Source organism: Nocardia noduli, assembly GCF_019038455.1.
GTDB lineage: Bacteria > Actinomycetota > Actinomycetes > Mycobacteriales > Mycobacteriaceae > Nocardia > Nocardia noduli.
Window position 1 is genome coordinate 1 of sequence record NZ_JAFMPL010000159.1, and the last position, 11,998, is coordinate 11,998.

An 11,998-nucleotide genomic window follows, 5' to 3' on the forward strand; every position below is an offset into this window, starting at 1 on the left:
TAGAGTTACGGCGGCCATAGCGGCAGGGAAACGCCCGGTCCCATTCCGAACCCGGAAGCTAAGCCTGCCAGCGCCGATGGTACTGCACTCGACAGGGTGTGGGAGAGTAGGACACCGCCGGAACATCATTGCGAAAGGCCCCCAACACAGTTGGGGGCCTTTCCGCGTTTCACGACTCCGCGTTCGTGGATGAATTGCCCGTCTGATGTCGGGCGCTGATTTATCGGTCGGGCGCCGGGTGGTCGGCCGACCGTAGGCCCTAGACTCGACCGGTGCGCCTCGTGATAGCTCGTTGCCAGGTCGACTATGTCGGTCGTTTGACCGCCCACCTCTCGATGGCCCGCCGTCTGTTGATGATCAAGGCCGACGGTTCGGTGCTGGTGCATTCCGACGGCGGATCGTACAAGCCGTTGAACTGGATGAGCCCGCCGTGCCGTTTGCAGGAACGTCCGGACGACGCACCCGAAGGTGCCAAGGCCTACTGGGTGGTGACCAACAAGGCCGGCGAAGAACTGCGCATCACCATCGAGGAGATCGAACACGATTCCTCGCATGAACTCGGGGTCGATCCCGGATTGGTGAAAGACGGTGTCGAGGCGCATCTTCAGGAGTTACTGGCCGAACACGTCCAGACGCTCGGCGCGGGCTACACATTGATCCGACGCGAGTACATGACGGCGATCGGTCCGGTCGACCTGCTCTGCCGTGACGCCACGGGTGCGACGGTCGCGGTGGAGATCAAACGCCGCGGTGAGATCGACGGTGTCGAACAGTTGACCCGCTACCTGGAATTGCTCAACCGGGATCCGTTGCTCGCGCCGGTCGCCGGTGTCTTCGCGGCGCAGCAGATCAAGCCGCAGGCCCGCACGCTCGCCGAGGATCGTGGTATCCGTTGCCTCACCCTCGATTACGACGCGCTGCGTGGTACGGAGAGCAACGAATTCCGTTTGTTCTGATCCCACTTCCCGATTCCCGAGTAAGAGATTCATGATCACGGTCGCCACCTGGAATGTGCTGCATCGCGTCCACGCCGAGAACTGGTACGAGGACGTCTCCGCCAGGTGGCCGGACGAGACCGACCGCATCGCCTCGATCAGCGACAGGGTCGCCAAGCGCTCGGAACAGATCATCGCCCTCCAGGAGGTCAGCGGTGATCAGTTGGCGAGCCTGCGTGCGGCCATGCCGGACCGGACCTTCCACACACTGCGTTACCCGCGGGTGCCGAAGTTGCGGCGCGGGCCGACCGTGCTCGACGACCGTGTCGAGTACCTCGTTCTGGCCGTGCGGGATTCGGGCCGCGAGATCGCGGCGGAAGCCTTCGAGCGTGATCACGGCAAGGGCGTGCTCGTCGTCGAGGCGTCGGGTTTCACGGTGCTCGCCACCCACGTGACCGGCGATCAGCGGCGCTGGGAGCAACTGGGGCGGTTGCGCGAACTCGCGCACGACGCGACCGGGCCGGTGGTTCTCCTCGGCGATTTCAATATCGACCGCGAGGCGGTGGCGGAGCGACTCGGACCGGAATTCACGGTGGTTCCGCTGCCCGCCGACGGGTTGCCGACGCGGCCGCGCGACTCGGCGTCGAAGTCCCAGTTCATCGATCACGTGGTCGTTCGCGGCGCGGTGGCGAGCGACGCGACGGTGGACAGTGCCGATGGTCTGTCGGACCACAACCCGGTCCGCGCGACCCTGGTACCGATCGAGGGCTGAGATCTCCCGGGCCGAGGTCGCGAATATCCTGGACGACATGCCCCGCCGGAAACCTCCCGCCAGCAGTCAGGATCGGCGATCCGCGCCGCTCGGCGACGTCTTCGGCCGCACCGAATCCGGTCCCGACCGTGACGAGACCTATATCGTGCGCAGCATTCCCGGGAGCCGTGCGGTCAAGACCTACCGGTGTCCCGGCTGTGATCACGAGATTCCGCCCGGGGTGGCCCATATCGTCGCCTGGCAGGCCGACGGCGGTGAGGACGATCGCAGGCATTGGCACCAGGGGTGCTGGAACGGCCGGAGAACCCGTCGCATCACGCGTCGGTGGTCCTGACGCACTCGGCTGTCCGGGCGGACTCGCACTATCGAGGCGGCATGTGACCGGGGCGACGACCCGCCGCATCTCGCGGCGTACCCGGTCTGCTTCGTCGGCGGCACTGCCCACGGCGTTCGTGTCCGGGAATTAGGGAAGGCCGCCCCTGGGAGGGACGGCCTTCGGATGAACTCTGGTGCTGGTCGTGCGTCGTCGCCCGAGGTGCTCGGACGTCAGTTCGAGATTTCGGCGTTCTCGCGCTCGTCGGCGTCGATGTCCTCGTCGTTGGCCGCCTCTTGGATGGCCTTCGCGCGGGAACCGCCGACGGACTTGGCGTTGCCACTGCCGATCGACTTGCGATCCGGAACACCGTCGAGCAGTTCGCTTTCACGGTTGACCGCGGCGAGCATCGCGGGCACGGAATCGAGCTGACCGCGGATACCGAGCAGCTGGGCGAGCACCCGGCCGCGCAGCACGCGCATCTCCTCGGCCAGTTCTTTCGCGTGCGCGATCTTGCGCTCGGAGGTCTGGGTGGCGGAGGTGATGAGGCGGTTGGCCTCGTCGGTGGCATCCTTGATGCGCTGGGCGGCCTCGGCGCGGCTGGTGGCCTCGAGCTCCTCCATGGCGCGGGTCAGCTTGGTACGCCGCTCCGCCATGGTGACCTCGAAGTCCTGCTGGTTGGCCTTACGCTTGGCATCGGCTTCCTTGCCGAGGCGGTCGGCCTCGGCCTGGGCGGCCTCGATGATCTTGCCGGACTCGGTACGCGCGTTCGCGAGGGTCTGCTCGAATTCGATATCGAGCGCCTCTCGCTTCTCCTTCGTCTCCGCGAGCAGCGACTCGTACTTGCCGCGCATCTCGGTGGCCTGCTGCTCGGCGATCGACACCATTTCGGCGGCCTCGGCCTGCGCGAGCGCGCGGACCTCGGAGGCTTCGTCGGATGCCAATCGCAGCATGCGCGAGATACGGTCGGACATGCCTTCCGCGGTGGTCGGCGGAACCGAGAGTCGGTCGACCTCCTTACGGAGTTCGTCGATCTCGTCCCGCGCGTCCTCCAGTTGGCTTGCGAGGTTACGTGCTTGCGCCGCAGCGGCATCGCGGTCAGTGGCGGTGACCCTCAGCTCCGCGTCGAAGCGGTCGAAGTAGTTGCGTACCTCGTCTTGCGCATAACCCTTGCGCACAACGGTGAAGGGCAGTGCAACGAAGCGATTGCGATCGGACTCAGGTGACGACATGGCACACAAACTACAGCCTACGGCCACATGATGGTGACTCGACCGCGAATGTGATTCGGATCAGTTTTCCTGCTCCGATCTTGATACTAGTGCGTAACATTCGGGTTCGGTTCGACCAATTCGATCAGCACACCGCCAGCATCCTTCGGGTGGATGAAATTGATGCGGGAATCGGCGGTTCCGTGCCTGGGGGCTTCGTACAGCAAACGTACGCCGCGGTCGCGCAGGTGCGTGGAGACGGCCTCGATATCGGTGACGCGGTAGGCGAGTTGCTGGAGACCCGGGCCGCTGCGATCGATGAACTTGGCGATGGTGGAGTTCGCGTCCAACGGCGCCAGCAACTGTAGGGCAGTCGCGGAATCGGACGCCGCGGGCAGGGAAAGCATCGCCTCGTGCACGCCCTGGGCCTCGTTCACCTCCCGATGGGTCTCGATCATGCCGAGATTTTCGGAATACCAGGCGATTGCGGTGTCGAGGTCGGGGACCGCGATGCCGACGTGGTCGACGGCGATGACGTAGTCGCCGGGGATGAATTCGGACGTCTCCTGTGCAGTGCTCACTACTCGACGGTAGCGCGGACCTCCGGAGACACGCCCGGTGTGGGCAAGCTACCGTTGAGTACAAGGCTTTGTCGTCGTGCCGCGACGGTGCTCCCCGGTGAGCCCGGTCCGTCCGACCCGATCTACTGAATGCGAGGCTCCTCGTGACCACAACCGTCATCGTCTCCGGTGCGCGTACCCCCATCGGTCGCCTGCTCGGCGGCCTGAAGAGCTTCAGCGGTTCCGACCTGGGCGGTTTCGCCATCAAGGCGGCGCTGGAGAAGGGCGGCGTCGCGCCCGAGCAGGTCGACTACGTGATCATGGGTCAGGTGCTGACCGCGGGCGCGGGACAGATTCCGGCCAGGCAGGCCGCGGTCGCCGGTGGAATTCCGATGGACGTCCCCGCGCTCACCCTCAACAAGGTGTGTCTGTCGGGTATCAGCGCGATCGCTCTCGCGGACCAGTTGATCCGGGCGGGCGAGTTCGAGATCGTCGTCGCGGGCGGCCAGGAGTCGATGAGCCAGTCACCGCATCTGCTGGAGAAGAGCCGCGAGGGGTTCAAGTACGGCGACGTCACGTTACGCGACCACATGGCATATGACGGCCTCTACGACATCTTCACCGACCAGCCGATGGGCGCGCTGACCGAGCTGGGCAACGACAGGGATTATGTCGCCCGCGAGGACCAGGACGCGTTCGCGGCGGCCTCGCACCAGCGCGCGGCGGCGGCCTGGAAGAACGGTGTCTTCGACGACGAGGTGGTGCCGGTCGCGGTACCGCAGCGTAAGGGTGATCCGGTGCTGATCACCGAGGACGAGGGCATCAGGGCCGACACCACGACGGAATCGCTGGCCAAGCTCAAGCCCGCGTTTCGCAAGGACGGCACCATCACCGCGGGTACGGCGTCGCAGATCTCCGACGGCGCCGCCGCCGTCGTGGTGATGAGCAAGGCCAAGGCCGAGGAGTTGGGGCTGAGCTGGATCGCCGAGATCGGCGCGGCGGGCGTGGTGTCCGGCCCGGATTCGACCCTCCAGGCCCAGCCCGCCAATGCCATCGCCAAGGCCTGTGCGCGCGAGGGCATCTCGCCGTCGGATCTGGATCTGATCGAGATCAACGAGGCGTTCGCGGCGGTCGGTATCGCCTCGGCGCGCCAGCTCGGCATCGATCAGGAGAAGGTCAACGTCAACGGTGGCGCGATCGCCGTCGGCCATCCGCTCGGCATGTCCGGTGCGCGTATTCTGCTGCACCTCGCGCTGGAGCTGAAGCGTCGCGGCGGCGGTATCGGCGCGGCCGCGCTGTGCGGTGGTGGTGGTCAGGGTGACGCGCTGATCGTCCGGGTTCCGGCCTGACACCGACCTCGCGCATCGGGGTAGTCACGGACACCGTCTCGGATTCGAGGCGGTGTCTGATTTGTCCGAGTGTGATGTGTTCAACTACGTAACGTCGTAGTAAATGCGGCACAATGGTGGCCATGGATTTCATCGATCTGCGCAGCACCGCCGGTAGGTTCCGTTTCTTCGCGGTGCTCGAGGCGCTCTCGTGGCTTGGTCTGCTGATCGGAATGGCCTTCAAATACCCTGAGCGCATCGGATTTTCCGGTCCGGGCAACGAGATCGGGGTGAAGATCTTCGGCCCGATCCATGGTGCCGTATTCGTCCTGTTCCTGCTGGCCGCGCTGCTGGCCGCGCGGGAACTGAAGTGGAATTGGCTGACCACCATCCTCGCCCTGCTGTCGAGCATCCCGCCGTTCTTCACCGTGGTCTTCGAGGTCTGGGCGGTGCGCACCGGCAGGCTCGGCACTCTCGAAACCATCGACTCGACCGGCACCGCGGCAGCCGCCGGCGCGACGTCGTGACAAACTGGATGCCGTGACTCGACCTGCCGCACGTCGTCCTTCGCCAGCCGCTGCCGCCGCCATGTCCGGGGCAGTGGACCTGTCCAGTCTGAAGCAACCCCCCGCCGGTAGCGCGGGCGCCGATCACGCGGTCTCGGTGGCGGATTTCGAGACCAAGGTGCTGCGTCGTTCGACCCAGGTGCCCGTGGTCGTCGCGCTGTATTCGCAGCGCAGCCCCGGCAGCGTCGAACTCGTCCGCACGCTGGAGCGTTTCGCCGCGGCCGACGGCGGCACCTGGGATCTGGCCACCGTCGAGGCCGAGAGCAATATGCAGATCGCGCAAGCGCTGCGGGTGCAGGGCATTCCGACCGTGGTCGCGATCGCGGGCGGACAGCCGCTGGCCGATTTCGAGGGCGCGCAGCCCGAGGAACAGGTGCGGCAGTGGCTGGACGCGGTGATCGATGCCGTCGCGGGCAAACTCGAGGGCGGCGAGCCCGGCGAGCCCGAGCCCGTCGAGGATCCGCGCTTCACCGCCGCCGAGGACGCGCTCGAGCGCGGTGACATGGCGGGCGCCGAAGCCGCGTACGAGGCGATCATCGCCGCCGAACCCGCCAACGCGGAGGCCAAGAACGCGCTGCGGCAGCTGCGATTCCTCGCCCGCGCGCAGGAAGTGCCGGAATCGACCATCGCCGACGCGGACCTCGATCCCACGAATGTCGATCTCGCGATCGGCGCCGCCGACCTCGAACTGCTCGGCCAGCAGCCGGAAGCGGCCTTCGAACGGCTGATCGGTGTGATCAAACGCACGGCGGCCGACGATCGGACCAAGGCCCGTACCCACCTGCTCGACCTGTTCGAACTGTTCGATCCGGCGGAAGCTTTCGTCGTCGCGGCCCGTCGCAAACTGGCCGCCGCGCTGTACTGATCTCGACGCTCGGCCCCGCCATCGCACCAGCGACGGCGGGGCCGTTCCCGTCGGTGCGGAATCTGGCGTCCGGGGGTTTTCACAGCGACATGGCCGTAGGCACGGTACTCGTCGGCGGCGGTGCCGTGCCGTGTGGATTCGGCCTCCGGCCAGTGTCGGAGGGACATCACCGTTGGCGCGGTACCCGTCTGCGAGGGCCGTGCCATGCCGTGCGGGACCGGCGTCCGGGCCGCTGTCGCAGCGACGCGACCGTTGCGCGTGACTGTCCGCGCAGCCGTGCGTCACCCCGGGTCAGGCAGGTGGACCGGCCAACCAGACCGCGCTGTTGGGAGCCAAGGCCACCGTCGCCGAGACCGGGCGACCGTGCCACGGTGTGTCGTCGGTCTTCACCGAGCCCATGTTCCCGATACCGGAACCGCCGTAATCGGCCGCGTCGGTATTGAGGATCTCGGTCCACTCACCCGAGGACGGCAGTCCGACGCGGTATTCGCCGTGAACGGCACCGGAGAAGTTGTACACGCAGGCGATGACCGAACCGTCGGACCCGTAGCGCAGGAACGCGAGCACATTGTTCTCCCGGTCGTTCGCCTCGATCCAGGAATGCCCGCCGGGATTGGTGTCCTGACTCCACAGGGCCGAGTGCGCCCGGTAGACGCTGTTCATGGCCGACACCGCGTCGGAGATGCCGCGGTGCAGCGGATTGTCCAGCTCGGCCCAGTCCAGGCCGCGATCGTGGGACCATTCGCGGAACTGACCGAAGTCCTGGCCCATGAACAGCAGTTGTTTGCCCGGATGCGCCCACATGTAGGCGAGCAGCGCGCGGACGCCCGCGGCCTTGGCGAAATCGTCGCCGGGCATGCGGGTCCACAGCGTGCCCTTGCCGTGCACCACCTCGTCGTGGCTGATGGGCAGGACGTAGTTCTCGCTCCACGCGTACATCAGCGAGAAGGTGATCTCGTTGTGGTGCCAGTTGCGGTGGATGGGATCGCGCCCGAGGAAGCCGAGCGTGTCGTGCATCCAACCCATATTCCATTTCATCGAGAACCCGAGCCCGCCGACGTCGGTGCCACGGGTGACGCCGGGCCAGGTGGTGGATTCCTCGGCGATGGTGACGACACCCGGATGGTGCCGGTGCACGGTGTCGTTGAGGTCCTGGAGGAAGTCGACGGCTTCCAGGTTCTCCCTGCCGCCGTACACATTCGGTTCCCACTCGCCTTCCGAACGCGAGTAGTCCAGGTAGAGCATGGAGGCGACGGCGTCGACGCGCAGCCCGTCGATGTGGAACTCCTCGATCCAGTACCGCGCGTTGGCGACGAGGAAATTACGGACCTCGTTGCGGCCGAAGTCGAAGATGTAGGTGCCCCAGTCGAGTTGCTCCCCGCGACGCGGGTCCGGGTGCTCGTAGAGGGGAGTGCCGTCGAATCGGGCCAGCGCCCATTCGTCGCGCGGGAAATGGGCGGGCACCCAGTCCAGCAGGACGCCGATTCCGGCGGCGTGCATGCGGTCGACGAACGCGCGGAAATCGTCGGGCGATCCGAAGCGCGAGGTAGGCGCGTAGTACGAGGTGACCTGGTACCCCCACGAGCCGCCGAAGGGATGTTCCGCCACCGGAAGCAGTTCGATATGCGTGTACCCGGCCGCGGTGACGTAATCGGCGAGCTGCTCGGCGGCCTCGAGGTAGGACAGGCCCGGGCGCCAAGAGCCGAGGTGCACTTCGTAGACGCTCATGGGCGCGCGCGTCGGGTCGGCACGTTCGCGGCGTTCGATCCAGTCGCGGTCGCGCCATTCGTGCGTGCTCGCGGCGACCACGGATCCGGTGGCGGGCGGGAGTTCGGTGGCGAAGGCCAGCGGGTCGGCGTGATCGACGGTCCGGCCGTCCGAACCGTGTACCCGGTACTTGTACCGGGCGCCGACGCCGACGCCGGGCACGAAGACCTCCCACACCCCGGAGGAGCCCAGCGCGCGCATCGGCGCGGAGTTGCCGCTCCAGCCGTCGAAATCGCCGACGACGGTGATGCCGCGGGCATTGGGCGCCCACACCGCGAACGAGGTGCCGTCGACCTCGCCGTCCAGTGTCGTGTAGTGACGCGGGTGGGCGCCGAGCACCTCCCACAGCCGATCGTGTCTGCCCTCGCCGATGAGGTGCAGGTCCAGGTCGCCGACGGTGGGCAGGAAACGGTAGCCGTCGGCGCCGATCACCCGCTGTCCGCCGCGATAGGTGGTCACGACGCGGTAGTCCATGATCTCCGGATACGGCAACGGCGCGGCGAAGACACCGTGCCCCATCGACGTCAGCGGATGTTCGGTGTCGCCGACCCGTACCGCGACCGACTCGGCGTGCGGGCGCAGGACGCGCACCACCGTGCCGTCCGGATGCGGATGCGCGCCGAGCACGGTGTGCGGGTCGGCGTGGGTGCCCGCGGCGAGCAACATCAGATCGCGGCGGTTGATGGTGGCCGTGCGGTTCATGTGAACGACTTCCGGTAGGCCAGTTCGGTGCGCGCCTGCTGCGGCACCGGGGGCAGGGCGATGATGTGGGCGACCGCGCGCGCGGGATCGAGGCGGACGTAATTCGTCTGCGCCCAGTGGTATTCCTCACCGCTGACCTCGTCGACGACCACCGGGTGGTCGTGCCATTCGCGACCGATCGCGGGCAGGTCGAGGGAGAGGAATCCCTGTTCGGCGCCGTAGGGGTTGAGATTCACCACGACGAGCACCGCGTCCCCGGTGGCCGGATCGAATTTGGAATACGCCAGCAGGGCGTCGTTGTCGACGTGATGGAAACTCAGGCAGCGCAACTGTTGCAGTGCCGGATGGTTGCGGCGTATCTCGTTGAGCCTGGTCAGCCACGGCTCCAGCGATTCTCCGCGCGCCAGCGCCTCGGCGAACGGTCGCGGGCGCAGTTCGTATTTCTCCGAATCCAGATATTCCTCACTGCCCGGCCGCACCGCCTGGTGTTCGAAGAGTTCGAAACCGGAGTACACACCCCAGGTCGGGGCCAGCGTCGCCGCGAGCACCGCGCGGATCGCGAACATGCCAGGCCCGCCGTGCTGGAGGCTTTCGTGCAGGATATCGGGGGTGTTGACGAACAGATTGGGTCTGGCCTCGTCCGCCTTGGCCGCCAATTCGTTGCCGAATTCGGTCAGCTCCCACTTGGCCACCCGCCAGGTGAAATAGGTGTAGGACTGGCTGAAGCCGCGCCGGGCCAGGCCGTAGAGACGGGCGGGGCGGGTGAACGACTCCGACAGGAAGACCACATCGGGATCGGTGCGCCGCACCGTGCAGATCAGCCACTCCCAGAAATCGGCGGGTTTGGTGTGCGGGTTGTCGACGCGGAAGATCTTGACGCCCAGCGAGATCCAGTGCCGCACCACCCGCAGCACCTCGGCGTAGAGGCCGTCGGGATCATTGTCGAAATCGATCGGGTAGATGTCCTGGTACTTCTTCGGCGGATTCTCGGCGAAGGCGATGGTGCCGTCGGGCAGGGTGGTGAACCATTCGGGATGCGAGGCCACCCAGGGGTGATCGGGTGCGCATTGCAACGCCAGGTCCAGCGCCACCTCCATGCCCGAACGCGCGGCGGCGGCGACGAATTCGGCGAAATCGGATTCGGTGCCGAGCGCGGGATGGATCGCGTCGTGGCCGCCGTCCTCGGATCCGATCGCCCACGGTGAACCGACGTCGTCGGGTTCGGCGGTCAGGGAGTTGTTGCGGCCCTTGCGATTCACCGTTCCGATCGGGTGGATCGGCGGCAGGTAGACGACATCGAACCCCATCGCGGCGATGCGTGGCAGATCCTTGATCGAGGTGGCGAAGGTGCCGTGCACCGGTGTGCCGTCGGCGTCGCGCCCGCCGGTGGAGCGCGGGAAGAATTCGTACCAGGAACCGAAGAGAGCGCGCGTCCGCTCGACCGACACCGTGTGCAGCGGACCCCGGGTGACCAGGTCCCGCAACGGAGTGGCCCGCAGGATCTCGGCCACCTCCTCGGAGAAGGCGGGCGCGACCCGCGCCGGAAGCTGCTCGTCGGCGCGCAACGCGTCCGCGACCGCGCGTAGGCGCTCGAACTGCTTCTTGGGGACGGCCTGCGCGGCGCGTTCGAACAACCGCGCGCCGCGTTCGAGATCGTTGGCGAGGTCGACGGCGCTCTGACCGACCGAGAGTTTCGCCTCGACGGCATGTCGCCAGGTGGCGATCGGATCGCTCCAGCCTTCGACACGGAAGGTCCACGCACCGATCACGTTCGGGACGAACAGCGCGTTGAACACATCGGGTTCCGGATCCGGCGCCATCCGGATCCTGGTCACCCGGGAAGCGCCCGGCGCGCGCACCGCGAGCGTGGCGGCGACGGCGTCGTGGCCTTCGCGCCACACCACGGCGCGCACCGGGAAAACCTCGCCCACGGCGGCCTTGGCCGGTCTGTGTCCAGGTCCAGCGGACGGGGAGGTGTCATCGATGGCGATGCGGCCGGTCACGGGGACCAACCTACCGCCAGCGGGCCGCGCGGACGTGATCAGCGGCCAGGCGGGCTCGTACCGGCGGTCCGATGACCCGTCGCGGCCGACGAGCGAACCCACCGCTTCCCGGTATCCGGGCCCGGTCGACGGGGCTCGGGGCGCGCGCGAGTGACCTGCGTCGCCGGGAGAGAGGGGTAGTCGAATATTCGGTATGGTTCGCCTGGTGAAGGCACTTCGTCGTTTCACCGTCCGTGCCCATCTGCCCGAGCGACTCGCGGCCCTGGGTGAACTCTCCACGAATCTGCGCTGGTCATGGCACTGGCCGACGCAGGATCTGTTCCGTGAACTGGATCCGGCACGCTGGCGCGACGTCGGCCACGACCCGGTCAGGATGCTGGGCGAGGTGCCCGCCGCGCGGCTGGACGAACTGGCCGCCGACGCGGACTACACCCGTCGGGTCGATGAGGCCGCCGCCGATCTGCGCGGCTACCTGGACTCGCCCGGCTGGTTCCAGCGAACCGAACCCGGGGTGCGCGGCATCGCCTACTTCTCGATGGAGTTCGGCGTCACCGAGGTACTGCCGAACTACTCGGGCGGCCTCGGCATCCTGGCGGGCGACCATCTCAAGGCGGCCTCGGACCTCGGGCTGCCGCTGATCGCGGTCGGGCTGCTGTACCGGTCCGGTTACTTCCGTCAGTCACTGTCGGCGGACGGCTGGCAGCTCGAGCACTATCCGGCGCTCGATCCCCAGGGCCTGCCGCTGCGTCTGCTCACCGCCGATGGTTCGCCTGTGCTCGTGCACGTGGCGATCCCGGATCAGCGGGTGCTGCGGGCCAGGGTGTGGATCGCCCAGGTCGGCCGGGTGCCGCTGCTGCTGCTGGATTCCGATATCGCGGAGAACGATCCGGAACTGCGCGCGGTCACCGACCGGCTCTACGGCGGCGACCAGGACCATCGCATCAAACAGGAGATTCTGGCCGGGGTGGGCGGGGTG

11 protein-coding genes and 1 rRNA gene are annotated in these 11,998 nt (G+C 67.2%); 8 read left to right on the top strand and 4 right to left on the bottom strand.

From position 1 onward, the window contains the following. Positions 1-6 precede the first annotated feature (6 nt). The 4 genes from rrf to JZ792_RS39055 all read left to right on the top strand — a co-directional run bounded on the left by rrf (position 7) and on the right by JZ792_RS39055 (position 2,041). Positions 7-123, top strand: a 5S ribosomal RNA gene (gene rrf / locus JZ792_RS39040). 149 nt (positions 124-272) lie between these two features. Continuing rightward, entirely contained in the window at positions 273-956 is a 684-nt protein-coding gene (nucS, locus tag JZ792_RS39045) for an endonuclease NucS (RefSeq protein ID WP_216917928.1), read from the top strand. Positions 957-987: 31 nt separating this feature from the next. After that, on the top strand, positions 988-1,707 hold the full coding sequence (locus JZ792_RS39050) for an endonuclease/exonuclease/phosphatase family protein (RefSeq protein ID WP_216917929.1): 720 nt from the start codon (positions 988-990) through the stop codon (positions 1,705-1,707). Between the two features lie 37 nt (positions 1,708-1,744). After that, complete coding sequence (locus JZ792_RS39055) at positions 1,745-2,041, top strand: Rv1322 family protein (RefSeq protein ID WP_109523500.1); 297 nt, start codon at positions 1,745-1,747, stop codon at positions 2,039-2,041. Positions 2,042-2,253: 212 nt separating this feature from the next. On the opposite strand, the gene JZ792_RS39060 is transcribed toward JZ792_RS39055, so the two are convergent. Together JZ792_RS39060 and mce are read right to left on the bottom strand one after the other, a co-directional pair. After that, entirely contained in the window at positions 2,254-3,252 is a 999-nt protein-coding gene (locus JZ792_RS39060) for a coiled-coil domain-containing protein (protein ID WP_109523499.1), read from the bottom strand. 86 nt (positions 3,253-3,338) lie between these two features. Next, on the bottom strand, positions 3,339-3,812 hold the full coding sequence (gene mce / locus JZ792_RS39065) for a methylmalonyl-CoA epimerase (RefSeq protein WP_216917930.1): 474 nt from the start codon (positions 3,810-3,812) through the stop codon (positions 3,339-3,341). Between the two features lie 143 nt (positions 3,813-3,955). Between mce and JZ792_RS39070 the strand changes: the two genes are divergently transcribed. The 3 genes from JZ792_RS39070 to JZ792_RS39080 all read left to right on the top strand — a co-directional run bounded on the left by JZ792_RS39070 (position 3,956) and on the right by JZ792_RS39080 (position 6,550). Beyond that, positions 3,956-5,140: an acetyl-CoA C-acetyltransferase gene (locus JZ792_RS39070; RefSeq protein ID WP_216917931.1), complete on the top strand. Its 1,185-nt coding sequence runs from the start codon at positions 3,956-3,958 to the stop codon at positions 5,138-5,140. 113 nt (positions 5,141-5,253) lie between these two features. After that, entirely contained in the window at positions 5,254-5,646 is a 393-nt protein-coding gene (locus tag JZ792_RS39075) for a DUF3817 domain-containing protein (RefSeq protein ID WP_216917932.1), read from the top strand. Positions 5,647-5,707: 61 nt separating this feature from the next. After that, positions 5,708-6,550: a tetratricopeptide repeat protein gene (locus JZ792_RS39080; RefSeq protein WP_216917933.1), complete on the top strand. Its 843-nt coding sequence runs from the start codon at positions 5,708-5,710 to the stop codon at positions 6,548-6,550. 291 nt (positions 6,551-6,841) lie between these two features. On the opposite strand, the gene glgB is transcribed toward JZ792_RS39080, so the two are convergent. Together glgB and JZ792_RS39090 are read right to left on the bottom strand one after the other, a co-directional pair. Then, positions 6,842-9,019 (bottom strand): 1,4-alpha-glucan branching protein GlgB, encoded by a 2,178-nt coding sequence (gene glgB, locus JZ792_RS39085; RefSeq protein ID WP_254190964.1) that lies wholly within the window; start codon positions 9,017-9,019, stop codon positions 6,842-6,844. After that, the gene (locus JZ792_RS39090; RefSeq protein ID WP_216917934.1) at positions 9,016-11,022 is read right to left on the bottom strand and encodes an alpha-1,4-glucan--maltose-1-phosphate maltosyltransferase; all 2,007 of its coding nucleotides are present in this window, start codon (positions 11,020-11,022) and stop codon (positions 9,016-9,018) included. The genes glgB and JZ792_RS39090 overlap by 4 nt, the downstream gene beginning before the upstream one ends. Positions 11,023-11,227: 205 nt before the next feature. Here JZ792_RS39090 and glgP point away from each other — a divergent pair. Beyond that, positions 11,228-11,998 (top strand): alpha-glucan family phosphorylase (gene glgP / locus JZ792_RS39095; protein WP_216917935.1); only part of this gene is annotated, 771 nt, incomplete at its 3' end.